The organism is Streptomyces inhibens (genome assembly GCF_022221585.1).
In the GTDB taxonomy this organism is placed as follows: Bacteria; Actinomycetota; Actinomycetes; order Streptomycetales; family Streptomycetaceae; genus Streptomyces; species Streptomyces inhibens.
In genome coordinates, this window is sequence record NZ_CP084681.1 from 4,196,333 (window position 1) to 4,222,555 (window position 26,223).

The 26,223-nt window shown below is 71.5% G+C and carries 24 protein-coding genes; 8 read left to right on the forward strand and 16 right to left on the reverse strand.

The window, feature by feature from the left end; genetic code table 11:
- Positions 1 to 74 precede the first annotated feature (74 nt).
- Positions 75 to 806, forward strand: coding sequence for an alpha/beta hydrolase (locus KI385_RS19060; RefSeq protein WP_238573364.1), 732 nt, complete (start codon positions 75 to 77; stop codon positions 804 to 806).
- Here KI385_RS19060 and KI385_RS19065 read toward each other — a convergent pair.
- The 6 genes from KI385_RS19065 to rsmI all read right to left on the reverse strand — a co-directional run bounded on the left by KI385_RS19065 (position 803) and on the right by rsmI (position 6,460).
- On the reverse strand, positions 803 to 1,705 hold the full coding sequence (locus tag KI385_RS19065) for a 4-(cytidine 5'-diphospho)-2-C-methyl-D-erythritol kinase (RefSeq protein WP_238573365.1): 903 nt from the start codon (positions 1,703 to 1,705) through the stop codon (positions 803 to 805). The two genes, KI385_RS19060 and KI385_RS19065, sit on opposite strands and share 4 nt — an antisense overlap.
- Entirely contained in the window at positions 1,702 to 2,616 is a 915-nt protein-coding gene (gene rsmA, locus KI385_RS19070) for a 16S rRNA (adenine(1518)-N(6)/adenine(1519)-N(6))-dimethyltransferase RsmA (protein ID WP_238573366.1), read from the reverse strand. The genes KI385_RS19065 and rsmA overlap by 4 nt, the downstream gene beginning before the upstream one ends.
- Positions 2,613 to 3,767: a resuscitation-promoting factor gene (locus KI385_RS19075; RefSeq protein ID WP_238573367.1), complete on the reverse strand. Its 1,155-nt coding sequence runs from the start codon at positions 3,765 to 3,767 to the stop codon at positions 2,613 to 2,615. Before KI385_RS19075 ends, rsmA begins: the two co-directional genes overlap by 4 nt.
- A gap of 115 nt (positions 3,768 to 3,882) precedes the next feature.
- Positions 3,883 to 4,785, reverse strand: a complete 903-nt coding sequence (locus KI385_RS19080) for a TatD family hydrolase (RefSeq protein WP_238573368.1) — start codon at positions 4,783 to 4,785, stop codon at positions 3,883 to 3,885.
- 33 nt (positions 4,786 to 4,818) lie between these two features.
- On the reverse strand, positions 4,819 to 5,280 hold the full coding sequence (locus KI385_RS19085; protein ID WP_238573369.1) for a hypothetical protein: 462 nt from the start codon (positions 5,278 to 5,280) through the stop codon (positions 4,819 to 4,821).
- 292 nt (positions 5,281 to 5,572) lie between these two features.
- A complete protein-coding gene (rsmI, locus tag KI385_RS19090; RefSeq protein WP_238573370.1) occupies positions 5,573 to 6,460 on the reverse strand; it encodes a 16S rRNA (cytidine(1402)-2'-O)-methyltransferase in 888 nt (295 codons plus the stop codon).
- A 103-nt stretch (positions 6,461 to 6,563) separates the two neighbouring features.
- On the opposite strand from rsmI, the gene KI385_RS19095 reads away from it, so the two are divergent.
- The 3 genes from KI385_RS19095 (at position 6,564) to KI385_RS19105 (ending at position 11,233) form a co-directional block, all read left to right on the forward strand.
- A complete protein-coding gene (locus tag KI385_RS19095) occupies positions 6,564 to 8,375 on the forward strand; it encodes a dolichyl-phosphate-mannose--protein mannosyltransferase (RefSeq protein ID WP_238573371.1) in 1,812 nt (603 codons plus the stop codon).
- Positions 8,376 to 8,540: 165 nt separating this feature from the next.
- Entirely contained in the window at positions 8,541 to 10,196 is a 1,656-nt protein-coding gene (locus tag KI385_RS19100) for a penicillin-binding transpeptidase domain-containing protein (RefSeq protein ID WP_238573372.1), read from the forward strand.
- Between the two features lie 185 nt (positions 10,197 to 10,381).
- Positions 10,382 to 11,233 (forward strand): DMT family transporter, encoded by an 852-nt coding sequence (locus KI385_RS19105; protein WP_238573373.1) that lies wholly within the window; start codon positions 10,382 to 10,384, stop codon positions 11,231 to 11,233.
- A 297-nt stretch (positions 11,234 to 11,530) separates the two neighbouring features.
- Here the strand turns inward: KI385_RS19105 and KI385_RS19110 are convergent, their stop codons facing one another.
- The 4 genes from KI385_RS19110 to KI385_RS19125 all read right to left on the reverse strand — a co-directional run bounded on the left by KI385_RS19110 (position 11,531) and on the right by KI385_RS19125 (position 15,483).
- Entirely contained in the window at positions 11,531 to 12,742 is a 1,212-nt protein-coding gene (locus KI385_RS19110; RefSeq protein ID WP_238573374.1) for a serine hydrolase domain-containing protein, read from the reverse strand.
- Positions 12,743 to 12,819: 77 nt separating this feature from the next.
- A complete protein-coding gene (locus tag KI385_RS19115; protein ID WP_238573375.1) occupies positions 12,820 to 13,590 on the reverse strand; it encodes an energy-coupling factor ABC transporter ATP-binding protein in 771 nt (256 codons plus the stop codon).
- Positions 13,587 to 14,348 carry a cobalt ECF transporter T component CbiQ gene (gene cbiQ, locus KI385_RS19120; protein WP_238573376.1) on the reverse strand — a complete coding sequence of 254 codons (762 nt, stop codon included), beginning with the start codon at positions 14,346 to 14,348 and terminating at the stop codon, positions 13,587 to 13,589. The genes KI385_RS19115 and cbiQ overlap by 4 nt, the downstream gene beginning before the upstream one ends.
- A gap of 1 nt (position 14,349) precedes the next feature.
- Positions 14,350 to 15,483, reverse strand: coding sequence for an energy-coupling factor ABC transporter permease (locus tag KI385_RS19125; protein WP_238573377.1), 1,134 nt, complete (start codon positions 15,481 to 15,483; stop codon positions 14,350 to 14,352).
- Positions 15,484 to 15,784: 301 nt separating this feature from the next.
- On the opposite strand from KI385_RS19125, the gene KI385_RS19130 reads away from it, so the two are divergent.
- A complete protein-coding gene (locus KI385_RS19130; RefSeq protein ID WP_238573378.1) occupies positions 15,785 to 16,141 on the forward strand; it encodes a DoxX family protein in 357 nt (118 codons plus the stop codon).
- Between the two features lie 156 nt (positions 16,142 to 16,297).
- Here KI385_RS19130 and KI385_RS19135 read toward each other — a convergent pair whose 3' ends face one another.
- Positions 16,298 to 16,744: an ATP-binding protein gene (locus tag KI385_RS19135; protein ID WP_238573379.1), complete on the reverse strand. Its 447-nt coding sequence runs from the start codon at positions 16,742 to 16,744 to the stop codon at positions 16,298 to 16,300.
- 21 nt (positions 16,745 to 16,765) lie between these two features.
- Between KI385_RS19135 and KI385_RS19140 the strand changes: the two genes are divergently transcribed.
- Together KI385_RS19140 and KI385_RS19145 are read left to right on the forward strand one after the other, a co-directional pair.
- Positions 16,766 to 17,377, forward strand: coding sequence for a DUF5753 domain-containing protein (locus KI385_RS19140; protein ID WP_238573380.1), 612 nt, complete (start codon positions 16,766 to 16,768; stop codon positions 17,375 to 17,377).
- Positions 17,370 to 17,606 (forward strand): DUF397 domain-containing protein, encoded by a 237-nt coding sequence (locus KI385_RS19145; RefSeq protein WP_238573381.1) that lies wholly within the window; start codon positions 17,370 to 17,372, stop codon positions 17,604 to 17,606. The genes KI385_RS19140 and KI385_RS19145 overlap by 8 nt, the downstream gene beginning before the upstream one ends.
- A gap of 275 nt (positions 17,607 to 17,881) precedes the next feature.
- On the opposite strand, the gene KI385_RS19155 is transcribed toward KI385_RS19145, so the two are convergent.
- A complete protein-coding gene (locus tag KI385_RS19155; RefSeq protein ID WP_425356932.1) occupies positions 17,882 to 18,574 on the reverse strand; it encodes a DUF6879 family protein in 693 nt (230 codons plus the stop codon).
- Between the two features lie 353 nt (positions 18,575 to 18,927).
- On the opposite strand from KI385_RS19155, the gene KI385_RS19160 reads away from it, so the two are divergent.
- Positions 18,928 to 22,269, forward strand: a complete 3,342-nt coding sequence (locus tag KI385_RS19160; RefSeq protein WP_238577753.1) for a S41 family peptidase — start codon at positions 18,928 to 18,930, stop codon at positions 22,267 to 22,269.
- 172 nt (positions 22,270 to 22,441) lie between these two features.
- On the opposite strand, the gene KI385_RS19165 is transcribed toward KI385_RS19160, so the two are convergent.
- The 4 genes from KI385_RS19165 to KI385_RS19180 are packed head-to-tail and all read right to left on the reverse strand — an operon-like array spanning position 22,442 to position 26,171.
- Positions 22,442 to 22,735 carry a hypothetical protein gene (locus KI385_RS19165; RefSeq protein ID WP_238573382.1) on the reverse strand — a complete coding sequence of 98 codons (294 nt, stop codon included), beginning with the start codon at positions 22,733 to 22,735 and terminating at the stop codon, positions 22,442 to 22,444.
- Between the two features lie 51 nt (positions 22,736 to 22,786).
- Positions 22,787 to 23,665: an SDR family oxidoreductase gene (locus KI385_RS19170; protein ID WP_238573383.1), complete on the reverse strand. Its 879-nt coding sequence runs from the start codon at positions 23,663 to 23,665 to the stop codon at positions 22,787 to 22,789.
- Positions 23,662 to 24,648, reverse strand: coding sequence for an alpha/beta fold hydrolase (locus tag KI385_RS19175; protein ID WP_238573384.1), 987 nt, complete (start codon positions 24,646 to 24,648; stop codon positions 23,662 to 23,664). Before KI385_RS19175 ends, KI385_RS19170 begins: the two co-directional genes overlap by 4 nt.
- Entirely contained in the window at positions 24,645 to 26,171 is a 1,527-nt protein-coding gene (locus tag KI385_RS19180; RefSeq protein WP_238573385.1) for a flavin-containing monooxygenase, read from the reverse strand. Before KI385_RS19180 ends, KI385_RS19175 begins: the two co-directional genes overlap by 4 nt.
- Positions 26,172 to 26,223 lie beyond the last annotated feature (52 nt).

Below are 26,223 nucleotides of genomic sequence, written 5' to 3' on the forward strand. Positions count from 1 at the left end.
TACCGAGGGCACCGGCGCCCGGCGGTGATCATTGTTGGATGACGTGGTGATCACTGTTGGATAGCGTGCCCGCCATGGCAACGGACACGTGGGTGGAGACGGAACGCGGACTGGTCTACGGCCCGAGCGGCAAGCAGCTGGACGTCTACCGTCCGGCGGGGGCGCCCGGGCCGGTGCCGACCGTGCTGCTGTGGCACGGCATCGGCCCCGACGAGCGGGATGTCCTCGAACCGCTGGCGCGGACCGCGGCGGCACGCGGGCTGCTGGTGCTCGTACCGGACTGGCGCTCGGACCCCGCGGACGGCGCGCGGGCACAGCTGCTGGAGTCGCTGGCGTTCGCCCGCAAGGAGGCGGGCGGGCTGGGCGGCGACGGGGAGTCGTTCGTGCTGGCCGGCTGGTCGGCCGGTGCGCCGGCCGCGCTGGGGGTCGCGCTGCGGCCCGAGGTCGCGGACGGCCGGCGGCCCAAGGCGGTGGTCGGCGTCGCGGGCCGCTACGACCTCCCGGCGTTCACCAGCGGCGGCGTTGCACTGGCCGACCTCGCCGCGGGCCTGGACCCGGCCGTACCGGTCCACCTCGTCCACGGCAGCCGCGACACCATCGTGGACGCCGGGCACTCCCGCGACCTCGCCGAGGCGCTGCGTGCCGCGGGCCGGGAGGTGACGCTGCGGGAGACCGGGACGGACCACGCGGGCGTGATCATGACCGAGTACGACCCCGCGGTGAACCGGTGCCGCCCGACGACGGCGGAGCACGCCGTACGGGCGGGCGGGCTGGTGGCCGAGGTGCTGGCCGCGGCGGCCGGTTAGACGAGCGTGGCGCCGGGGGCGGGCGAGTCCGTCGTCCGCACCGCGCGGCAGGTGCCCGACGCCAGCAGCGCCCCCGCCACCTGCTGGGCCGACTCCGCGTCCTTGACCAGGAAGGCGGTGGTCGGCCCGGAGCCGGAGACCAGCGCGGCCAGCGCACCGGCGGCGGTGCCCGCCTCCAGCGTCGCGGCGAGCGCGGGGCGCAGGGAGAGCGCCGCGGGCTGCAGATCGTTGGCGAGCGTCGCGGCGAGCGCGGTGGCGTCGCCGGCCTCCAGCGCTGCCAGCAGTGCGGGGGCCGCCTCGGGCGCGGGCACGTCGGTGTCCGCCGTCAGCCGGTCGAACTCGCGGTAGACGGCCGGGGTGGACAGCCCACCGTCGGCGACCGCGAAGACCCAATGGAAGCCGCCGCCGACGGTCAGCGGCGTCAGCAGCTCGCCCCGGCCCCGGCCCAGCGCCGCCCCGCCGACCAGGCTGAACGGCACATCGCTGCCCAACTCGGCGCAGATCTCCAGGAGTTCGTCGCGCGAGGCGCCCGTCGACCAGAGCGCGTCGCAGGCCACCAGGGCACCGGCGGCGTCCGCGCTGCCGCCGGCCATACCGCCGGCGACCGGGATGTCCTTGGTGATGTGGAGGTGGACGTGCGGTTCGATGCCGTGCCGGGCGGCGAGCAGCTCGGCGGCGCGGGCCGCCAGGTTCGTCCGGTCCAGCGGGATCCGGTCGACGTCATGGCCCTCGGCGGTGATCCGCAGGGTGTCCGAGGGGGTGGCGGTGACCTCGTCGTAGAGGCCGACGGCGAGGAAGACGTTCGCCAGGTCGTGGAAGCCGTCCGGGCGGGCGGCGCCGACCGCCAGCTGGACATTGACCTTCGCCGGTACCCGGACGGTGATCGCTGTGGTGGTCATGCGGCCGCTCCCCCGCTCTGCCGGATGCCGGGCGTGCCGCCCGGTCCCTTGTGCTCGGCGATCCGCGCGAACTCCTCGACGGTCAGTGCCTCACCGCGGGCCTGCGGGGAGACCCCCGCGGCGACCAGCGCGGCCTCCGCCGCGGCGGCCGAACCGGCCCACCCCGACAGCGCGGCCCGCAGCGTCTTGCGGCGCTGGGCGAACGCGGCGTCGACGACCGCGAAGACCTCGTCGCGGCTCGCCGAGGTCTCGATCGGCTTGTCGCGGCGTACGAGGGAGACCAGACCGGAGTCGACGTTGGGCGCGGGCCAGAAGACATTGCGGCCGATGGCGCCGGCCCGCTTGACCTCGGCGTACCAGTTCGCCTTGACGGAGGGCACGCCGTAGACCTTGTTGCCGGGGCGGGCCGCCAGCCGGTCGGCGACCTCGGACTGCACCATGACCAGGGTGCGGTCGATGCTCGGGAAGGTCGCGAGCATGTGCAGCAGCACCGGCACCGCGACGTTGTAGGGCAGGTTGGCGACCAGCGCGGTCGGCGCGGGGCCGGGCAGCTCGGTGACGTGCATGGCGTCGCTGTGCACCAGCGCGAAGCGGTCGGCGCGTCCGGGCAGCCGGGCCGCGACGGTGTCCGGCAGCGCGGCCGCCAGCACCTCGTCGATCTCGACGGCGATGACCCGGTCGGCGGCCTCCAGCAGTGCCAGGGTCAGCGAGCCGAGGCCGGGGCCGACCTCGACGACGACATCGTCGGGCCCGACATCGGCGGTCCGCACGATACGGCGGACGGTGTTGGCGTCGATGACGAAGTTCTGGCCGCGCTGCTTGGTGGGACGAACGCCCAGCGCGGCGGCCAGCTCGCGGATGTCGGCGGGCCCCAGCAGGGGACCTGACTCGTCGGTGGGGCTGTTACTCACCCGTGAAGCTTACGGCCGCAGACCGGCCAGGGGCTCGCACCCCGGGTGATGTAGAGCTTCTTGGCACGGTACGTCTGCTCCTGGGCGGGTGCGTCCTGCGGGCGGCCCCGGCCGCCCAGGGCCCGCCAGGTGGCGACATCGAACTGGTAGAGCCCGCCATAGTTGCCCGACGCGTCGACGGCGTCCGGCCGGCCGCCCGCCTCGCACTGGGCCAGCGCGTGCCAGGCGAGATGGTCGGCGCCGCGCACGGAGGTGGGCAGCACCCTGGTGCCGATGTGCACGATCTGCGGGCGCGGGGCGTGCACGACCTCGGTGTGCAGCCGCTTCGGCTTCTGCTTGACGCCGTTGACGGTGCGCAGCTTGTAGGTGACCCGCCGCACGCCGGGCCGCCCCTGCTGGACGACCGACTCGGTGCCGAGCGCCAGCTGCGGGTCGGTCCGCTTGACCGTACGGAAGGCGATGGGCTCCTCGCGGACCTCCTTGGAGCCGGTGATCCGCAGTACGGAGACGGTCTGGCCCTCGCGCGGGAAGCTGTCCGGCGGCACCGAGGTGGTGTCCTGGTCACGCAGGGCGAGACCGGCCTCGGCCAGCGCCTCGCGGACGGTGGCGGCGTTGGTGCGTACCCGGTACTCGCGGCCGTCGGCGACGAAGACCACCGAGCGTTCGGTGCGTACCGCCAGCTCCATGCCGTGCCGGCCGATGCGCCGGGAGCGGGAGGTCGACAGATAGGCGCCCTCGGCGCGGACGCCGAGCTGGTGGAGCGCGCCGGCGACGGTGCCGGCGGTGGTCCACACCCGGCGGTGCCGGCCGTCGATGGTGAGGACGACCGGGCGGCCGTGCCGGACGACGACCTCGTCGCCGCTGTCGAGGTCGGTGCCGGGGGCGGGCGCGACGATGTCGTGTGCGCCGATGTCCAGGTGCTCGTCGGCCAGCAGGTCCTCGACGTCGTCGGCGAAGGTGTGCAGGGTGCGCGGGGTGCCGTCGACGCTGAGCCGGATCGCCTTGTCGTGCGCGATGAAGGCGCTGGTGCCGCCGGCGAGGAAGGCGACGACCAGGGCCCGGGGCACCAGCCGGCGCAGCGCTTCGGGGCCATCGGCGCGGCGTCTACGACGGCCGCGCGCGGCGCGGTGGCTGCTCTGCGAATGACTCACGGCGCGCTCCACATGCCACGGATGCGGTTGACGGCCGGAATGTAGCGGAGCGGCGGTGACTCTCCAAAGTTGATCAGATACGGAAAGTGACCATTTCGAGGGACGGCGGTTCCACTCAGAGGCCGAAAGCGCGCGCCGTATTGGCCGCTACGGCGGTGGCCAGGGCATCCTCCGTCATCCCCTTGACCTCGGCCATCGCTCGCAAGGTGACCGGAATGAGGTACGGGGCGTTGGCCCGTCCGCGGTACGGCGCGGGGGTGAGGAAGGGCGCATCGGTCTCGACGAGGACGAGTTCGGGCGGGGCGACGGCGAGTGCGTCGCGCAGCGGCTGGGCGTTCTTGAAGGTGACGTTGCCGGCGAAGGACATGTAGTAGCCGGCCGCCGCGCAGATCTCGGCCATCTCGGCGTCGCCGGAGTAGCAGTGGAAGACGGTCCGCTCGGGCGCGCCCTCCTCGCGCAGGATCCGCAGCACGTCCTCGTGCGCCTCCCGGTCGTGGATGACCAGGGCCTTTCCGTGCCGCTTGGCGATCTCGATATGGGCGCGGAAGGACCGCTCCTGCGCCGCCATGCCTTCAGGACCTGTACGGAAGTAGTCCAGGCCGGTCTCGCCGACGCCGCGCACCTGCGGCAGCGCGGCGAGCTTGTCGATCTCGGCGAGCGCGGTGTCCAGGGCGCCGTCGCCGCCGGCCTCCCGGGGGCCCTGCCGGGAGGCGCCTTCGGGGTCGCCCAGCACGATCCGGGGCGCTTCGTTGGGGTGCAGCGCGACGGTGGCGTGCACGCTGTCGTACGCGGCCGCGGTGTCGGCGGCCCACCGTGAACCGGCCAGGTCGCAGCCCACCTGGACGACGGTGGTCACGCCGACGGAGGCGGCCTTGGCGAGCGCCTCCTCGACCGTGCGTGTGGGGGCACCTCCCAGCGGTAGCTGGGGGAGCATGTCCAGGTGGGTGTGCGAATCCGCCACCGCCACCCGAAGCGGTTCGGGCAGCGGCGGCGGGGTGTTCTTGTCCTGCGGGGCCATGGCCGCGATCCTACGAGGACCGCGGCCGGAACCTCACTTGCGGTGGTGCTGGAAGGGGTGCAGCAGGTCGGACAGGTGCCAGTGGTGGCGCCCGCCGTCCGCGTCCTCGGCGGTGCTGCCGCCACGGTCCGCGGCGCCCTCGGAGGCCGGCTGCTTCTTCTTCTGGTTGCCGTTATGGCGCTGATGCATGTTCGCGATCGCGTCGGAGACCATCGAGACCTGGCCGGAGCGCATGATGCGTACGACATTGGTGCCGCAGTTGAGGCAGGTGGGGCAGGTCAACGGCGACGGCACCCGCTCGCCGTCCGCGTAGTAGACGACATGCAGCTCGCCCTTGCCGTCGACCTGGTGGACTATCTCGTACGCCTGCTCCCAGCCGTAGCCGCATTTCATGCAGGCGAAGGAGTACGCCTCGTGCGCGGCGGCCTCGGGCTGGGGAATGGGGTGGACTCCGCTGGTGGTGGAAACGCCGGTGGTCTTGGCGATCTCGCTCATGCCGAAACCTCGCTTCGCTCGGCCTCGCACTCGCTCGGCGCGCACCTCTCGATGATTCGCTCGCTACGCTCGCTCATTTGCGCTCCTCTTGTCCGCTGGACAAGGTCTCCGGGAACCGTTCGTCCCACGCACCAGTGGACGCCTTTCCCGGCCGCAACGCAGCTGTTCAGCGACGCTATTGGCTCAGATTTGGCCAACGGTAGGAAAATCACCCTATTGCGTCGGCCTGCGCTTTACCTTTCAAGCCAGCCATTTACCTTCTGATGAGTCGGTTTTCGCCGTGGCCCACGCATCATTTCTCGCCAGGGGCCTTCGCGGGGTTCTTCGCCGGGTCCTTCGCCGCGGTTTTCGCCGCGACCACGGCATCGAAGACCTCCCGCTTGGGCAGCCCGGCCTCCGCGGCGACCGCGGCGATGGCTTCCTTGCGCCGCTCCCCGGCCTCCTCACGGACCCGCACCCGGCGCACCAGCTCCTCGGCGCCCAGATCCTGCGGCCCGCTCTCCGGGGCGCCCTCGACCACGATGGTGATCTCCCCGCGTACGCCTTCGGCCGCCCACGGCGCGAGTTCGCCCAGCGATCCGCGCTTGACCTCCTCGTACGTCTTGGTCAGCTCGCGGCAGACCGCGGCGCGCCGCTCGGCGCCGAAGACCTCGGCCATCGCGGCCAGGGTGTCGTCCAGGCGGTGCGGCGCCTCGAAGTAGACCAGGGTGCGCCGCTCGTCCTCGACCTCGCGCAGCCGGGAGCGCCGCTCACCGGCCTTGCGGGGCAAGAACCCCTCGAAGCAGAAGCGGTCCACCGGCAGCCCGGACACGGCCAGGGCGGTGAGCACCGCGCTGGGGCCCGGTACGGCCGTGACCTTGATGTCGCGTTCGACGGCCGCGGCGACCAGGCGGTAGCCGGGGTCGGAGACCGAGGGCATCCCCGCGTCGGTGACCAGCAGCACCCGTGCGCCGCCGGCCAGCGCATCGGCCAACTCGGGCGTCCTGGCCGCCTCGTTGCCCTCGAAGTACGACACGATCCGCCCGCGCGGCTGGACATCCAGCGCCTGGGTCAGCCGGCGCAGCCGCCGGGTGTCCTCTGCGGCGATCACATCGGCGGCCGCCAGTTCGGTGGCGAGCCGCGGCGGCGCGTCCGCGATCTCACCGATGGGCGTCCCTGCAAGTACCAGCGTTCCAGTCACCTCCCCATCCTCCCAGCCCGTCCTCCCCGGAACGCCGCCGCGCCCCGATCCGTCGGCATCCCCCGGTGGCGCTCCGCGCCGGTCCACAGGCCACTTCCCTACGATGGGCCGGGTGACGAGTGACACCACCGCGACCGACGCCGCCGTGCAGCGCGCCCCGGAGCCGGCCGAGCAGCCCCCTGTGTGGCAGCGGCGGCTGCGCCGCTTCGGGTATCTCGGCCGCCCGCAGGCCGATGTCCGCGCGCGACTGGTGCCCGCCTTCCCCGCGCCCAGCGGCCGGCTGTGGGCGGTGTTCGGCGCGGGCCCGGACGCCGCGGCCCGGCTGACGCGCTGGTCGGGCTGGGCCGGTCCGCTGCTGGTGACGCTGTTCGCGGGGGTGCTGCGGTTCTGGGACCTGGGCAGCCCGCGGAAGGTCATATTCGACGAGACGTACTACCCCAAGGACGCCTGGTCGCTGCTGCAGTACGGCTACGAGGGCACCTGGGCCAAGAACGCCAATGACGTGCTGGTCGGGCATCCGTCGCAGATCCTGCTCTCGCCCGAGCACTCGTACGTCGTGCACCCGCCGATGGGCAAGTGGCTGATCGCGCTCGGCGAGTGGGCATTCGGGATGAACCCCTTCGGCTGGCGGTTCATGGTCGCGCTGCTCGGCACGCTGTCGGTGCTGCTGATCTGCCGGATCGGCCGCCGGCTGATGCGGTCGACGGCGCTCGGCTGTCTGGCGGGCACCCTGCTGGCGCTGGACGGGCTGCACTTCGTGATGAGCCGGACCGCGCTGCTCGATCTGATCGTGATGTTCTGGGTGGTGGCCGCCTTCGGTTGTCTGCTGGTGGACCGGGACCGCACCAGGGCCCGGCTGGCGGCGGCGCTGCCGCTGAGCCATGGGGGCACCTCCCGGTCATGGGGGTCCCCCCGCGCGAGCGAAGCCGAGCGTGGGGGAGAAGCCGAGAATGGGGGAGGGCTGGCGCGCCCGGACGACGAGGTCGGCGACCGGCTGCGGCTGGGGTGGCGGCCGTGGCGGATCGCGGCGGGACTGTGCCTGGGCCTGTCCGCCGCGACGAAGTGGAACGGCCTGTACTTCCTCGCGGCGTTCGCCCTGATGTCGGTGCTCTGGGACGTCGCGGCCCGCCGTACGGCCGGTGCCCGCCGCCCCTTCCGTTCGGCCGTGCGCCGTGATGTGCTGCCCGCTTTCGGGTCCACCGTCGTCGTCGCGCTCGCCGCCTACCTCGCGTCCTGGTCGGGCTGGATCGCCACCAAGGGCGGCTACTACCGCGACTGGGCGACCACCGCCGACGGCCAGCGGGCCGGCTGGACCTGGCTGCCGGACTGGCTGCGCAGCCTGTGGCACTACCAGACCGAGGTCTACGCCTTCCACACCGGACTGACCACCCCGCACACCTACCAGTCCAACCCGTGGAGCTGGCTGGTCCTGGGCCGCCCCGTCTCGTACTTCTACGAGGACCCCAAGACCGGCCAGGACGGCTGCACCGCGGCCGAGGGCTGTGCGCGCGAGGTGCTGGCGCTGGGCACCCCGCTGCTGTGGTGGGCGGCCTGCTTCGCGCTGCTCTACGTCCTCTACCGCTGGCTGTTCCAGCGGGACTGGCGGGCCGGCGCCATCGCCTGCGGGATCGCGGCGGGTTATCTGCCGTGGTTCCTCTACCAGGAGCGGACGATCTTCCTCTTCTACGCGGTGGTGTTCGTCCCGTTCCTGTGCCTGGCGCTGGCCATGATGATCGGCGCGATCATCGGCCCACCGGGTTCGAGCGAGCGGCGCCGCACCATCGGCGCAGTGGGTGCCGGCGTCCTCGTCCTCCTCATCGCCTGGAATTTCATCTACTTCTACCCCCTCTATACGGGTATGCCGATCCCCAAGTCGGCCTGGCACCACCGGATGTGGTTCGACACCTGGGTGTGAGCGGGGCTCACGGCCGCATGCGGCAACTCCGTAACAGACGGACAACAGCGCGTCACCGGACCGTGCCCTGATCGAGACGCACGGCCTCGCCCCGTGTCCCTTAGAGTGCGGTGCACGTTCTTGTGTGCGTATTCAAGGACGAGACTCCGGGAGGGAATCGGTGGCATGCGCCGTGAGGTGAAGTACGGGCTGATCGGCGGATCGGTGGCCCTGGTGGCGGGAGTCGTGGGCGGCTTCACGCTGTTCGGCGGCTCGGACGAGTCATCACCGACGGAGGTGAGGTCGGCGGATGCCAAGGCGGGCGACAGCGCGCCCAAGGTGCCGACCGGGCCGCTGTCGGCCAAGGAAGTACAGACGACGGCGCAGGAGTTCCTGACCGCCTGGCAGACCGGTGACGCCGCCAAGGCCGCCGCGCTGACGGACAGTCCGGAGACCGCCAAGAGTGCGCTTACGGCCTTCGCCAAGCAGGCGCGGTTCTCGAAGGTGACGGTGACGCCGGGCACACCGGCCGGCGCCAAGGTGCCGTACACCGTCGCCGCGCAGATCGACTTCAACGGCGCCAAGGCGCCCTACTCGTACCGCACCTCGGCGACCGTGCAGCGCGACAAGACCACCGGGAAGCCGCGGATCGCCTGGCAGCCGGCCGTGCTGCACCCGGGCCTCGCCAAGGGCGACCAGCTGCGTACGGGCGAGGCCGAGGCGCCGCCGATCAAGGCCGTGGACCGCAACGGCAAGGAGCTGACGCCCAAGGCGCATCCGGCGCTTGCCGGGGTGCTGGACAGCCTGCGGGACAAGTACGGCGACAAGACCGACGGCAAGCCCGGCGTGGAGCTGTTCATCCACCGCGCCAAGAGCGCCAAGCCCGCCGACCAGCTGCCCGAGAAGACGCTGAAGGTGCTCTCCAAGGGCACCCCCGGCACCCTCAAGACCACGCTGGACGCCACGCTGCAGTCGGCGGCGGAGAACGCCGTCAAGGGCAAGAAGGCGGCGTCCGCGGCCGCGATCAAGCCCAGCACCGGCGAGATCCTGGCGATCGCCAACTCCCCGACGAAGGGCTTCAACGTCGCCACCCAGGGGTCGCTGGCCCCCGGCTCGACGATGAAGATCGTGACCTCGGCGATGCTGATCGACAAGGGCATGACCGCGCCGAACAAGCCGCACCCGTGCCCCAAGTACGTGACGGTCGGCGGCTGGAAGTTCCAGAACCTCGACAAGTCCGAGATCCCGCACGGCACCTTCGCGCAGAGCTTCGCCGCGTCCTGCAACAACGCCTTCATCTCGCAGGCCAAGGACCTCAGCGACGACGACCTGACGAAGGAGGCCCGGGACGTCTTCGGCATCGGCCTGAACTGGCAGACCGGTATCCCCACCTTCGACGGCGCGGTGCCGGTGCAGCACGACGCGCAGATGGCGGCCTCGCTGATCGGCCAGGGCGGGGTGCGGATGAACCCGCTCAATGTCGCCTCGCTCGCCGCGACGGTCCGCGCCGGCTCCTTCCACCAGCCGTACATCGTCGCGCCGCAGCTGGACAACCGGACGTTCGCCAAGGCGGCCCGCACGATGAAGCCGGGCACCGCGTCCGCCCTGAAGTCGCTGATGAGGCTGACCGCGACCGCCGGTACGGCGGCCGAGGCGATGTCCGGGGTCGGCGGTGACATCGGCGCCAAGACCGGCTCCGCCGAGGTCGACGGCCAGAAGAAGCCCAACGCCTGGTTCACCGCCTACCGCGACGACCTCGCCGCGGCGGCCGTCGTCCCGGCCAGCGGCCACGGCGGCTCCAACGCGGGCCCGGTGGTCCGCGCCATCCTCACCGCGGGCTGACCCGTAGGGGGCGACACCACGGCGCCCCCTACAGCCCCGCCACCGGATTTCGTTCGCATGGCCCGTACAGCTTTCGCTAGCGTGCGGGCCATGAGCGATTCCGCGTCCGACGCCGCCATCCCACAGACCATCAGCTCACCGGCCCGCCCCCGGTTCGCCGAGACGCTCACCGAGCCGGGCCCGACGTGACGCCGCTCGTCGTCGCGGCCGTCCTGGTCGCCGCTATCACCCACGCCAGCTGGAACGCCATCGCCCACGGCATACGCGACCAGCTGCTGGCCTTCACCCTGGTCGGCGGCGGCGGCACCGTCTGCGGCATCGCGATGGCCGCGTTCACCCCGCTGCCCGCCGCCGGCGCCTGGCCCTACCTGCTGGCCTCCGCCGTCCTGCACATCGTCTACCAGGCCCTGCTCATGCGGTCGTTCCGGCTGGGCGACTTCGGCCAGATGTACCCCATCGCCCGCGGCACAGCGCCGCTGGTCGTCACCGTTCTGGCCGCTGTCTTCGTCCATGAACTCCCCGACCGCTGGGCGCTGGCGGGCGTCGCCCTGGCCTCGGCGGGCCTGGTCGGCGTCGCCCTGTGGGGCATCCGCGGCTCCGGGGCACGGCCGCACTGGCCGGCCATCACCGCCGCCCTGGCCACCGGCCTGTCCATCGCCGCCTACACCACCGTGGACGGCCTGGGCGTCCGCGCCTCCGGCACCCCTCTCGGCTATATCGCCTGGCTGATGGTCCTGGAGGGCACCGCGATCCCCGCCTACGCGCTCGCCACCCGCCGCGGCCGACTCCTCGCCGAACTACGCCCGTTCGCGCTGCGCGGCATGGCCGGCGGCATCCTCTCCGTCTTCGCCTACGGCCTGGTCCTGTGGGCCCAGACCCGCGCCCCGCTGGCCCCCATCGCCGCGCTGCGCGAGTCCTCCATCATCGTCGGCGCCGCCATCGGCGCCCTCTTCTTCAAGGAACGCTTCGGCGCTCCCCGCATCGCCGCGGCCGGCCTGATGGTCATCGGCATCGGCCTGATGCTGCACTCCGGTTGAGGCGCACATTGCCGGTGCGGCGCCGTGTCGCCTCCGGGGAGACGTTCCTCAAGACCAGAAGCCCGGCCGCGTCGTGGCGTCGCCGAGCTTCTGCTGTTTGTACCTACTCCCCCACCGGGGTGAGCTCCCGCAACGTACGGGAGGTGGCGGGGCCGGAGGGGTGGTGTTGTGGACGTAAAGCGAAGCAGTCCACAACACCACCCCTCCGGCCCCGCCACCGGCACCCACCACAAACCCGGGGCTCCACCCCACCCCCCCTACCCGCCGAAGGCGGCGAACAGAAGAGGTACGGCGGAGTCACCCGACAACGTGGGAAACCGCCCGCAGCAGCGCCTGCGCCCGCGGATCCGCCGTCACGTTCTTCTGCATCCCGTTGGTGATGTAGCCGAAGGCGATACCGCTCTCCGGGTCGGCGCAGGCCAGTGCGCCCCCGCGTCCGGGATGCCCGAAGGAGCCGGGGGCCAGGAGCGGTGAGGCCGGTCCGTGGAGCATGAAGCCGAGGCCGAAGCGGGTGTTGACCAGGAGGGTGCGGTCGGGGCCGGCGGACTCCTCGGTGCGGGCGAGGGTGAGGGTCGCGGGCGCGAAGAGGCGCGGGTGCTCGTCGACGGCGCCGATGAGCGCGGCGTAACAGCGCGCCAGCGAGCGGGCGGTGGCGATGCCCGCGGAGGCCGGCAGCTCGGCGGCCCGGTAGGCCGGCGCGTTCTCGTCGGGCGCCGGGGAGATCGCCGCGAAGGAGCGGCTGGTGAGCGAGTCCGGATCGGCGTACGCATCGGCGACGGTCCGCTTCGGACGCACCCGGAGGCCGGTCGAAGCCGGCGGCGGAGGTGTCTCGACGGAGGCGAGCCGGCCGACGCGGGACTGGGCCGCCTCGGGGAGGCCGAGCCACAGGTCGAGGCCGAGCGGCCCGGATATCTCCTCGGCGATCCAGCTGCCGATGGTGCGGCCGGTGACCCGCAGCACCAGCTCGCCGATCAGCCAGCTGTAGGTCTGGGCGTGGTAGCCGTGGTCCGTGCCGGGCTCCCAGAGGGGGGCCTGGGCGGCGACCGCGGCGGGGCCGCTGACGCCGTCGATGGCCTGGGCGGGGGTGAGCGGGGTGTCCAGCACCGGCAGCCCGGCGCGGTGCGAGAGCAGGTGGCGGACCAGTACGCGTTCCTTGCCGGCGGCCTTGAACTCGGGCCAGTACGTGCCGACCGGTGCGTCCAGGTCGAGCTGTCCGCGCTGGTGCAGCAGCAGCGGGACGATGGCGGCGATGCCCTTGGAGGCGGACCGGATCAGCTGGGAGGTGCCGGCCTCCCAGGGCGCGGACGCGACCGGCCCGTCAGCGGCCGCGTCGCCGTCCTTCGTACCGCCCCACAGGTCCACGACCTTGTGCCCGTGCCGGTACACGGCGACCGCCGCTCCCCGCTCTCCGCGCCGCGCGAAGTTGGCTGCGAAGGCGTCCCGGACCGGCTCGAAGCCGTCCTCGACCGTGCCCTGGACGTCCACCACTGATTCCCGCTTCCCACTCATCCGTCGCTTTCGTGACCCATCAATGGTGCAACGCGCGGATCAGTGCTGATGACCAGGGCGACGGCTCGTGGTGTTCGTCACAGGGGAACGTCGACCGACCGCGGATCGAACCCGAAGGGCAGTTCGAGCCGGTGGGTGCGCATCAGTTCCTCGTCGCACAGCAGCTCCTGGGTGGTCCCGTCGGCGACGATCACACCGCCCGAGAGCACGACGGACCGCGGGCACAGCTCCAGTGCGTACGGCAGATCGTGGGTGACCATCAGGACGGTGACGTCCAACGACCGCAGGATGTCGGCGAGTTCACGGCGGGAGGCCGGGTCGAGGTTGGACGACGGCTCGTCGAGGACGAGGATCTCCGGGCGCATCGCCAGCACCGTCGCGACGGCGACCCGGCGGCGCTGTCCGAAGGAGAGGTGGTGCGGCGGCCGGTCGGCGAACTCCGCCATGCCGACCCGGGTGAGCGCCTCGGTGACCCGTGCTTCGAGTTCGGCGCCGCGCAGCCCCGAGGAGGCCGGCCCGAAGGCGACGTCTTCGCGGACGGTGGGCATGAACAGCTGGTCGTCGGGGTCCTGGAAGACGATGCCGACGCGGCGGCGGATCTCCGCGAGGTGGTCCTTGGCGACCGGGAGACCGGCGACCTCGACGGTGCCGGCGCCCGCTTCGAGGATGCCGTTGAGGTGGAGCACGAGGGTGGTCTTGCCGGCGCCGTTGGGCCCGAGCAGCGCGACCCGCTCACCGCGGCCGACGGTCAGATCGACGCCGAAGAGCGCCTGGTGGCCGTCGGGGTAGGCGTAGGCGAGGCCGGAGACGGCGAGGGAAGGGGCGGATGCGGACGTGGCGGTACTCAAAGGGTCCATCCCAGGAGGCAGACGGCGAGCGCGGCGAGGGGGAGGGCGGCCGCGCGGGTCCATTGTGTGCGGCCTGCGGTGGTCGCGTCGACGACGGGCATGGTGCCGGTGTAGCCGCGGCTGACCATGGCGAGGTGGACGCGTTCACCGCGCTCGTAGGAGCGGATGAACAGCGCGCCGGCGGATTTGGCGAGCACACCCCAGTGACGTACGCCACGCGCCTCGAAGCCGCGGGAGAGGCGGGCGATCCGCATCCGCCGCATCTCGTCGGTGATCACATCACCGTAGCGGATCATGAAGGACGCGATCTGGACGAGCAGCGGCGGCATCTTGAGCCGCTGCAGGCCCAGCAGGAGTTCACGCAGCTCGGTGGTGGAGGCGAGCAGCACGGACGCGGCGACGCCCAGCGTGCCCTTGGCGAGGATGTTCCAGGCGCCCCACAGTCCGGACTCGCTCAGGCTGAGCCCGAGGACCTGGACCTGCGGCCCCTCGGCGACGAACGGCATCAGCAGGGCGAACGCGACGAACGGCACCTCGATCAGCAGCCGCTTGAGCAGAAACCCGGCCGGGATCCGGGCGGCCCCGGCGACGGCCGCGATCAGCAGCGCGTACAGCCCGAACGCCCAGGCCGCCTCGCGCGGCGTGGAGACGACGATCAGTACGAAGCAGAAGACCGCCGCGATTTTGCAGTGCGCGGGCAGGGTGTGCACCGGCGAATGCCCGTGCCGGTAGAGCTTGTGCGCGTGTCCGGCGCCCATCTCAGGCGTTCTCCGGCGCCGGACGCCCGGCGCCCGCGCCCGTCTGCCCGGCGGTGCCGGCGCTCCTGCGACGGCGGATCACCACGAACACGCCCGTCCCGACGGCCAGCGTGGCGCCGACCCCGATGACACCGGCGAGGCCGCCGGCCAGACGCGGGTCGGCGATGTCCTTGACGCTGTAGTCGGCGAGCGGGGAGTCCTTGGTGGCGTGGTCCTTGGCCTTGGCGTCGATGCCGTGGTCGTGCGCGACCTTCTCCAGGCCGTCGGGGTTGGCGGAGGCGTAGTAGCTGATGCCGCCGGCGCACACCAGGGCGGCGGCGAGCCCGGCCAGCCAGACGCGACGGGCCGAACGGCGCGGGGCGGCGGGGACCGCGGCGGCGGCCGGCGCGGGGGTGGCGGCCGGCGCCGGCTCGGCGCCCGGGGCGGTGAGCGGCGAGGTGCGCAGCTCCAGCGGCTTGGTCAGCCCGCGCGCCCCGTAGACCAGGTCGGGGCGTACGGCGATCACGGCACCCACCGTCAGGGCGGTGATCACCGCCTCGCCGATCCCGATCAGCACATGCACGCCCACCATGGCGGTGAAGACCTTGCCGATCGGCACCTCCGCGGTCCCGCCCAGCGCGTAGAGGGCGGTGAAGGCCGCCGCGGCGGCCGGCACCGAGATCAGCGCGGAGACGAACGAGGCCACGGTGATCGAGCGCCGCCGTCGCGGCAGCACCTTCACCAGTCCGCGGAACAGGGCATAGGCGACCACGGTCGTCACGATCGCCATATCGGTGATGTTGACGCCCAGCGCGGTCAGCCCGCCGTCGGCGAACAGCACCCCCTGCATGAGCAGGACGACCGAGACGCACAGCACACCGGTGTACGGGCCGACGAGTATCGCCGCGAGCGCCCCGCCCAGCAGATGCCCGCTGGTGCCGGCCGCGACGGGGAAGTTCAGCATCTGCACGGCGAAGATGAACGCCGCTACCAGCCCGGCCAGCGGCGCCGTACGCTCCGCGCCCGCGCCGCTGCCCTGCCCCGCACCCGCCAGTTCACGCCGGGCGCCGCGCAGGCTGACCGCGACCGCGACCGCGGCGAGGGCACCGGTCGCCACCGACACCGGCGCATTGATGAATCCATCAGGTACGTGCATCTCAGGGTTTCTCCGCTTCAGGCGCTGCAACCCGCCAATGGTGGTGCCTCCTGCAAAGAAGTTGCAAGAGCGCCCATGATGCGAAACGGATTCGACCACGAACGGCCCGGCGGCGGCCCCCTCCCACGGGAGCGAAACGGAAGCGTTTCGATAGTGGCCTGCGTCACCACCCCCAGGGCGCGCATCGAAAACATGTGCGGCAACTGCTGTGGCACAGGGCATGTCACTTTTCGGGGCGCCGCCCCGTCCAAGAGGCGAACACCCAGCCGTCGTTCTCGCGAAGAAGAAGAAGGAGACTTTCGTGTTCGCCACCTACCTCGTGGTCACCCTCCTCACCTCGGCCGTCAACGGCTTGGCCGCCATCGCCAACTTCATCGGCCACGAGTACCCCAAGAGCCAGGCTGACAAGTTGCGTGTGCCCCGGTCCTGGATGCTCCCGCTGGGCGCACTGTTGGCGGCGGGCGCGCTGGGGCTGCTGGCCGGGTTCGCCGTGCCGGTGCTGGGCACACTCGCCGCCGCCGGTCTCGTGCTGTACTTCCTCGGTGCGCTCTGTGCCCACCTGCGGGTCCGTGACTACCAGCTGGGCCCCTGGGCCGTATTTTTCTGTCTGCCGGTGGCCGCCCTGGCCGCGAACCTGGCCTACCACGACCCCTGGTGAACCGATGGCCTGATCATCTCTGCCCCGCAGGAGGAGCTAGACCCTTATCTCTTGGAGTTGGAGGTCATGAATCACGGCTGGATCATGACGCCGGCGTCCCCTCCAGCCCGGCAGTGCAGGTCAGCTTCACAGCCGACGACAAGACCGCACTCGTGATCAATGCACCTGGATGGCGATCTCGGCCCAGACGGTGAAGCCGCCGCTCATTTTCCGCTGCCCCCAGCGGTCGGCGAACGCTTCAACGATCAGTAGCCCTCGCCCGCGCTCCTGCTCAGGCCCTGGTCCGGCCGGTGCGGACGCACAGCCCTGCCCCTCGTCGGTCACGCTGATGCTCGCGGTCCGCGCGGTACGTGAGAGTACGACGGCGACAAGACGGCTGTTGCTGTGCTCCAGCGCATTGCCGGCGAGCTCCCCAGCAATCAATTCCAGGGCTTCCGCCTGATCCGGGGCAACGCCCCACCAACGGGCCGTGGTGCGTACGTAGCGACGGGCGGCGCCCGCGGACGACAAATCCCTGCCGGGGAACGATTGCAGGCCCAATGCCTGCAGTGTGGCGGATGAGTGCGTCAGCGCGTCGTGGATGACCTCGATGAACGACGGCATCGGCGCACCCCCTCTTCAGACGTGCTCGTCGTCATCTGCGTCATCCGAGCCATCCGCCAGGGCAAGGCGGCTGCCTCGGCTCTCGGCGACGAACAACGCGTCATGGAGAGCGTCCGCCAACTGAGCGGCCAGAAAGCCGAGTATGCCCTTTCCATCCACCAGGCCCGCGAGGTCCGCAGCCCGAACGATGCCATTGAGCTGATGGTGGACGCTCGGATCCAGCGCCAGAACATTCTCCAGCGGAAGCCCCCGCTGCATCTGTGGGCGGTGCTGGACGAGGCGGTAATTCGCCGGACTGTCGGCAACTCGGCCGTGATGGAACAGCAGTTGGACCACCTCTATGAGATGGCACAGAGTCCTACGGTCGAGATCCAGATCCTTCCGTTCAGTGCCGGTGCCCATGCGGCAGGTGCCGGCCATTTCGTCACCCTGGGCAGGAACGATGAACGGAACCCGCTCAACTCCATGGCCGTGGTCTACATCGAGATGCGCCGCCGTGGCCTGTATCTCGATGACCCAGAAGACGTGGCCGCTTATAAGCTCACGTTCGACTACCTTCGCTCGCAAGCAGCCGACACCTCAGCGTCGTTGCAACTGCTGGCCAAAGCACGACAGGAGCTGCCTCATGACTGATCGCCCGCTGTCCCAGGCCGAAGTGCCGTCGCTCACCTGGTTCAAGAGCAGCTACAGCGGAGGTGAGGGCAACGAATGCGTCGAGGTGGCGAACCTCCACAACCAAGGCCGGATAGCCGTCCGCGACTCCAAGGACCTACAAGGACCGGTGCTGGCTTTCCCGGCGGGGACGTTCGCCGCGTTCATCGACGAAGTCCGCGGCGACCCGGCCAACGGCCGCTCGTTGTGACGTATCAGCAAGGGAAGTGAGGCCGCATGACCACACAGCAGCGGCTCGTGGAGACGCTGACGTGCAAGGGCGTGTTGCCGCCGGAATGTCTTCGCTGCCTCGATACGTGAGGTCTTCGCTTTGCTCCAGCCTCAGCGATCAGCCAGCGCTTGCATCGTCAGGCCCGCATCGAGCCGTAGGTCCTTGAGCCGCGCGGAGACGGATTCACGCGCAGCCTGGGCGCTGGAGGACGGGGACGATGGCATCGGCTGGCCGATGTGACGTGGGGTGGGCGATCAGACCGTGTACTTCTCGTGCGGAATACCTCGCCCCCATACGGCCTCGAATGCTGTGGCGAGCTTCTCGAGGACGGACGGGTCGGTACTGAATTCATCGGCGACGAGAGAACCGTCTCCTGCGAAGTGGTGGATCCTGGCCAACCGGTCATCGAACAACCAATAGTCATTGCCAGGAAGGGCGAGGTCCGTCGCGAAACGACGGGGCAGCCACCGGACCTCTTCCCCGGCGGCTACGTTGGCGCGGGTGACGTAGTGCTCCCAGCGGATGTAGTCCGAGACCGGCTCGCTCACGATGCGGACTCGGCGGATCGACACACCACGCGAGACAGCTTCGGCAATCTGGCCGTGGAAACCACGCCACCACGTTGCCTGGTCGTCCCAGTCGATCAGCGCTCCACGTCGCCACGCCGCGAACCGTTCGTTATCGCCGTAGGCGTCACGCATCTCCAGATGGACTGCTGAGCGTTCTGCGGCATCGCACGCCTTCCTGATCTGCGGCACCATCCGCGCCGGGATACGAATGACGGCCTCGCCGTCAGGGATCGAGCCGGCCTCTAAGCACTTCTGCTGCGTTGTGTCGTCGGCCTTCCACCCTTGCAGCACGAGATCGGTGTTCTCGTCGTCTACCCAGACCGCCGGGCAGTGGTCTTCGTCGGTGTCGGGGTCCTTGCCGAAGAACAGGAGAGACATCGCTACCTCGCCCGTGTCGAACGTGTTGCGACCTGTTGCACGACCCTCACCCTCCGGAGTTGGCTCCGTCAAGGTGACGATGAGCCGGCGGTGCCGGGACCGGCGGACGACCGGAAGTCGCCGTGGGCAATCGGCTGGTGCCGCTCGCTGCACGCTCGCGGCTCCGGCCCTCTGGCCGCGGCCCCGGCCCCGGCCCCGGCCCCGGCCCCCTGGCCGTATCCGTCCGGCGTTCCTCCGGCCGAGTTGCCACCCGTACCCCCGCCGGAAACGATGGATGCGTGAGCGATGCACCCGAGGCCGTCGGGCCTCGCCCGGAGCCGGACCGCACCAAGCCACGCGGCCGGCTGCGCCGCATGCCGGTCGGACCGGGGCCGCCACCCGGCTCGTATCTGCGCTATCCGCATCTGCACGGCGAGCTGCTCTGCTTCGCCGCCGAGGACGACCTGTGGGTGGCGACGATCGCCCCGGACGGCCAGGAGCCCGGCCGCGCCTGGCGGCTGACCGTCGACCGGACCCGCATCGGCCACCCCCGCTTCTCCCCCGACGGGCAGCACATCGCCTTCACCACCTGGCGCAGCCTCGACCCGGAGATCCATCTCGCGGCGGTCGACGGCGGCCCGGCCCGCCGGCTGACGTACTGGGGCAGCACGGACGCCCGGGTCTGCGGCTGGACGCCCCCCGACCACGAGGGCCACACCCAGATCCTCGCGGTCTCCTCGCACGGCCAGCCGTTCTCGTACTATTCGTGGGCCTACAGCCTGCCCACCGACGGCAGCCCCGGCGGCAAGCTGCCCTGGGGCCCGGTCTCCGACATCGCGGTCGCCGACATCGAGGGCGAGCGCCGCACGCTCCTGCTCAGCGGCAAACCGCCGCACGAACCCGCCTCCTGGAAGCGCTACCGGGGCGGCGCGATGGGCCGGATGTGGCTGCACGGCACCCGGCTGATGCCGGAGCTGTACGGGCACCTGGACTCGGTGATGTTCGTCGGCGGCCGGATCGCGTTCCTCTCCGACCACGAGGGCATCGCCAATGTCTACTCCTGTCTGCCCGACAGCACCGATCTGCGCCGGCACACCGACCACGGCGACTTCTACGCCCGGCATGCCTCGACCGACGGCTCGCGCGTCGTCTACCAGTGCGCCGGCGACATCTGGCTGCTCGACGAGCTGAGCGCGGACTCCGTACCGCGCAAGCTGGCGGTGCGCCTGGGCGGCCCGCGGGCCGGCCGCCGCAGCTATCAGATCCCGGCCGCCTCCCACGTCGCCTCGGTCGCGGTGGACTCCACCGGGCGGGCCAGCGCGGTCGGCGTACGCGGCAGCCTCTACTGGCTCACCCACCGCGACGGCCCGGCCCGGACCATCCACGACACCCCGGGCGTACGGGTCCGGCTGCCCGAAATGCTGGGCACCACCGGCCGGATCGCCTACGTCACCGACGCCGAGGGCGATGACGCCATCGAGATCACCAACCTGCCGCGGGCCAGCGCGCCGGGCGAACCGCGCCGGCTGGCCGCCGGCGAGCTGGGCCGGGTCCATGAGATGACCTCCTCGCCGGACGGCGAACGCCTCGCGGTGGCCGCGCACGACGGCCGGCTGCTGCTGGTGGACGTGCCCCTCCCGGAGGAGGGCGAGGCCGGGGAGGGCACGGCCGCCGGCGGTGTCACCGAGCTGGTCCGCTCCACCAACGGCCCGGTCCGCGACCTGGCGTTCTCCCCCGACTCGCGCTGGCTGACCTGGTCGCACCCCGGTATCGGCCGTTCGCTGCGGCAGATCAAGATGGCCCGGCTGGCCGACCGGCACATCGTGGACGTCACCAACGGCCGGTTCGAGGACGAGCAGCCGGTCTTCACCCGTGACGGCCGCTACCTGGCGTTCCTGTCGTGGCGCGGCTTCGACCCGGTCTACGACGTGCACACCGGCGATCTGTCCTTCCCGCTGGGCTGCCGCCCCTATCTCGTACCGCTGTCATCGGCGACCCCCTCCCCCTTCGCGCTGTCCCCGGAGGGCCGGCCCGCGGCGGGCGGCCTGGACCCGGACGAGAGTCCTCCGCCGGCCGGAGAGGGGACGGTGCTGGTGGAGGTGGAGGGGCTGGAGAACCGCGTCACGCCCTTCCCGGTCGCGGCGTCCAAGTACTCCTCCCTGGAGCCGGTCAGCGGCGGCGGGCTGGTCTGGCTGCGCTGGCCGATCTCCGGCGCGCTGGGCGAGACCTTCGCCGATCCCGACAAGACCTCCGGCAAGCCCACCCTCGAACACTTCGACCTGACCAAGGCACGGCGCACCGAACTCACCAGCTCCCTGGAGGAGTTCGCGCTCAGCGGCGACGGAACGCGGCTGGTCGTCCACGACGAGGGCGAGCTGCGCGCGGTGCCGGCGACCGAGCCGCCGGACAGCGATTCGACGGTCTTCCTGGACCTGCGGCGCATCCTGCACGACGTGGACCCCGCGGCGGAGTGGCACCAGGCGTTCGAGGAGGCGGGCCGTCTCGTCCGGGCGTACTTCTGGGAGCCGGGGATGTGCGGCATCGACTGGGACGCGGTGCTCGCGCAGTACCGGCCGCTGCTCGAACGGGTCGCCTCTCCCGACGAGTTCGCCGATCTGCTGCGTGAGGTGCTGGGCGAGCTGGGCACCTCGCACGCCTATGTCGCCGGCGCCCGGCGCAACGAGGGGCCGCCGCACTACCAGCGCGCCATGGGCCTGCTCGGCGCCAACTTCGTCTGCCGGGACGGCCGTTGGGTGGTGCAGCGGATCCTGCCCGGTGAGTCCTCGGACTCCAAGGCCCGCTCCCCGCTGGCCGGTACGGGCATCCGCGAGGGCGCGGCGCTCACCCATGTCGACGGCCGCCCGGTGGACCCGGTGGCCGGCCCGTATCCGCTGCTGTCCGCGGCCGGCAACACCACCGTCGAGCTGACCTTCTCACCGGCCGAGGGCAACGGCCATGCGCGCCGGGTCGCGGTGGTCCCGCTGGTCGACGAGCGGCCGCTGCGCTATCAGGACTGGGTGGCCAAACGCCGCGCGGTGGTACGGGAGTTGAGCGGCGGCCGGTGCGGCTATCTGCACATCCCCGACATGGGCGGCTCGGGCTGGGCGCAGTTCAACCGCGATCTGCGGATGGAGGTCTCCCGGCCGGCGCTGATCGTGGACGTACGGGGCAACGCGGGCGGCAATATCTCCGAGCTGGTGATCGAGAAGCTGACCCGCACCATCATGGGCTGGGATCTGACCCGCGACGCCGAGCCCGTCTCGTACACCAGCAACGCGCCGCGCGGCCCGGTCGTCGCGGTCGCCGACGAGATGACCTCGTCCGACGGCGACATGATCACCGCGGCCTTCAAGCTCCAGGGCATCGGCCCGGTGGTCGGCATGCGCACCTGGGGCGGGGTGGTCGGGATGACCGGCCGCCACCGGCTCGGCGACGGCACCACGATCACCGTGCCGATGAACGCCGCGTGGTTCCGGCTCTACGGCTGGGGCGTGGAGAACCACGGCGTCGAGGTCGACATCGAGGCGCTGCGCTCCCCGCTGCACTGGGCCGAGGGCCGGCATCCGCAGCTGGGCGTGGCGATCCGTACGGCACTGGAGCTGCTGGAGCGGCATCCGGCGGCGACGCCTCCGGACCTGTCGGACGTACCGGACCTCCGGCGGCCCGCGCTGCCGCCGCGGAGCGGGGAGGACACGGCCGAGGCGGCCGGCGCCTGACCCGCCGATCGGCCGAAGAGACTCAAGGTCGCCAACTGGCCTTGCGGCGTGCGGGGTTACGGGGGTCCGCAGAGGTCACGGGGGGAAACTGGTGGGGCGCACCCGGTCGACCGGGTGCGCCCTTCACGCATGGCGCGTACGTCGCCACGCGTGCCGTTCAGAACGTGCCACGTCAGCTCTGGAAGCGACCCTCGGCGTCGTCCAGCGCGTCCTGAGCGGTCCGACGGCCCTGCTGGCCGCGGTCACGCTGCGGGTCGCGCTCCTGGCCACCCTGGCGACGGCTGCGCTCCTGCTCCTCGCGCCGGCTGCGCTCGTTGGCGTCGTCGCGAGCGCTGCCCATGGCCTTGTTGGCCTGGTTCTTGAGCTCGTTGGCCTTGTCCTCGAACTGGTCCTTGATGCCCATGCTGTTCACTCCTAGTGGGGTGTAGGGGGGTTGGGCCTCGACCAGCGTGACACGCCCGGACATTGCTCGCATTTCGATCACGAATGACTACGTTCCGTGACGCACAGGGTTGCCTCAGCGGTCCGCGCGTGCCTTCTCGTCGGCCTCCCCGCCCGCGCCGAGCAGCCCCACCCGCATCCCGTCCAGCCGGTCCCCGAACCGCCGCATTTCGCGCTGGCCCACCGACCCGATGACCGCCGGCAGATACCCGCGCAGCGACTGCATTCCGCGCAGCCACCACTGCCCGTAGACATGCGCCGAGCGGCGCTCGATACCCGCGACGATCCGGTCGACGGCGGGGCCCGGCGGATAGGTCTTGTTCGACGGCCAGGGCAGCCGGGAGCGCAGCTCGCGCATGAGGTCGTCCTGGTCGGCCCCGCGCACCATGTCGGTGTCGGTCCAGCTCAGATAGCCGACGCCGACCCGTACGCCCCGGTGGCCGACCTCGGCGCGCAGGCTGTGCGCGAACGCCTCCACGCCCGACTTGGACGCGCAGTACGCGGTCATCATCGGCGCCGGGGTGATCGCGGCCAGCGAGGCGATCTGCAGGAAGTAGCCGCGGGACTCCATCAGTACGGGCAGGAAGGCGCGGCCGGTGACCGCGCCGCCTATGAGGTTGACCTCGATGACCCGCTTCCAGGCGACCGGATCGGAGTCGACGAACGGGCCGCCGGTCGCCACCCCGGCGTTGGCGACGACCACATCGACCTTCCCGAAGCGGTCCTTGACCTCGCCCGCGACCCGGGCCATCGCCTCGTGGTCGGTGACATCGGCGTGCCAGTGGTGCGCCGGGCCGTGCAGCGCGGCCGCGACACCGCGCAGTTCGTCCGGCTCCAGACCGACCAGCGCCAGGGTGGCGCCGCGCGCCGACAGCTTGCGGGCCAGCAGCGCACCGACCCCGCGTGCCGCGCCGGTCACGACGACGACCTGCCCCTCCAGGCTCCTCGTACTCATGCCGTCTTCTCCTTCTTCTGCCGCTTGCCCCGGGGGGCTTCGGCGGGGGCCGCGGCGGCGTCGGTGCCGGGCACCCGCAGATGGTCCTGTACGAGTGCGCGAAGCCGTCCGGAGACCGCGCCCGGGTCCTCGATCGGTGTCATATGTCCCAGCCCCGGCAGTTCGGTCAGGCCGCGGAAGTCGGGGAGTACGGAGGCCATCCGGCGGGCGTGCACGAGTGGCGTGAGCCGGTCGGCGGTGCCCGCGATGACCGCGGTCGGCATCTCCAGCTTGCTCACCCCGCCGGTCAGCTCCAGACCGGCCAGCACATTGCCCCAGCGGGCCCGTACGCCCGCCGGGCAGGCGTGCACGATGCGGGCACAGGCCTCGATCTGCTCGGCGGTGGACCCCTTGCCCATGGTGGCGTACTTCAGGGCGCGTTTGGCGAGCGGTGACACGGGGCCGAGCGGGGCGCGGGAGCGCAGCATCAGCCGGTGCGCAAGGCGCCGCCCCTGCGGGCTGCGGAGCGCGAACACCCGGGATTCGGCGGGCAGATCGGCGCTGCCGGTGCTGCACAGCAGGGCGGCCGCGGCCCGCTCGCGCAGCTGCGGACGCTCGGCGGCGGCCATGATCGTCATGCCGCCCATGGAGTGGCCGCCCACGACGGCGCGTTCGCCAGGCTCCAGGGCCGCCTCCAGTACGGCGACCAGGTCGTCGGCGAGGGCATGGGTGCTGTGGCCCGCCGGGCCGGGGGCCGGGCTGCGGCCGTGCCCCCGCTGGTCGTAGACGACGACCTTGTGGTCGGCGGCCAGGTCGCGGACGACCGGGGCCCAGAAGGCGGTGGAACAGGTCCAGCCGTGTGCCAGGACGACGGCGGGGGCGTGCTCGGGCCCGTGGATCTCGGCGTACAGCCGGGCACCGTCGGCGGAGGTGACGGTCAGCGTGGTGCGCGGCACCGGCGGGGCGTACGGACCACTCGTGACATGCGCGGGCCGGCGGCTCATGCGGCCACCTCCGCGGGCGTGCCAACGGGCGTGACGACCGGCTTCTTGGGTGGCCTGAGCACTTCGTACTCGGCGAGATCGACCTGCCGGGTCACCTTCTTGAACTCCGAGGTCGTGCCCGGCCAGACGGTGGTGTTGCGGCCGTTCGCGTCCAGGTACCAGCTGTCGCAGCCGCCGGTGTTCCACACCGTGCGCTCCATCCGCTGCTGGAGCTTGCGGTTCCACTCCTTCACCGCGGACGGCCGGGCGCTGAGCGCGATCTTGCCGCCGAGGATGTCCAGTTGCCGCATGAAGTCCCCCAGGTAGTTCAGCTGCGCCTCGATCATCAGAATCATCGAGCTGTTCCCGAGGCCGGTGTTGGGCCCGATGATGGTCAGGAAGTTCGGGAACCCGGCCGCGCTGGCACCCCGCAGCGACTCCATCCCGTCCTTCCACTCCTCCGCCAGCGTCGTGCCGTCGGCCCCCGTGACGCGCTGCGCGATCGGCATGTCCGTCACATGGAACCCGGTGCCGAAAACGATCGCGTCGGCCTCCGCCTCGCTCCCGTCGGATCCCACCAGAGTGCTGCCCCGCACCTCCTTCAGCCCGGCCGCCACGACGTCCACATTCGGCTGCGCCAGCGCGGGGTAATAGGTGTTGGACAGCAGGATCCGCTTGCAACCGATGCGGTAGTCGGGCGTCAGCGCCGCCCGCAGCGCCGGGTCCTTGACCGCCTTCTTCATATGGTTCCTGGCCAGGTACTCGATCGGTCCCAGCTCATTGGGGCGCTTGGTGAACGCGCTGACCTGCAGTTCCCTGAGGCCCCACAGCAGACCGCGGCGAGCCGCCCGGGTCGCCGGCAGCTTGGTGTGCAGCCATTTCTCGGCCGTGCTGATCTTGCGGTCGGCGCGCGGCAGCACCCAGGGCGGGGTGCGCTGGAAGAGCGTGAGGCGCTCCACGTCCGGCTGGATGGCCGGGACTATCTGGATCGCGGACGCCCCGGTGCCGATCATGGCAACGCGCTTGCCCCGCAGGTCGTAGTCATGGTCCCAGCGCGCGGAGTGCGAAACCTTGCCGGGGAAGCCGTCCAGCCCCGGAATGTCGGGAACCTTGGGATCCGACAGCGGCCCGGTCGCGGAGACGACCACATCCGCCGTCAGCGGCCCGCTCGCCGTCTCGACCTCCCAGTGCAGCTCCTCGCCGTTCCACCGCAGGCTGTGTACCTCCGAGTTGAAGCGGAGGTGCGGTCGCAGTCCGAAGGTGTCCGTCACCCGCTCCAGGTACGCGCGGATGTGCGGCTGCCCGGAGAAGTTCCGCGGCCACTCCGGGTTGGGTGCGAAGGAGAACGAGTACAGATGCGAGGGCACATCGCATGCGCACCCCGGATAGCTGTTGTCCCGCCAGGTACCACCCACCGAGTCGGCCCGCTCCAGGACCACGAAGTCGGTGATTCCCTGGCGCCGCAGCCGTACCGCCGCCCCCAGTCCACCGAAACCCGATCCGATCACCGCCACCCGCACATGCTTGTGCTCGCGCTCGGCCATCCCGCCGCCTCCCGAGTTCGACGTTCTTCACTGCATCTTTCCGGCCCCAATT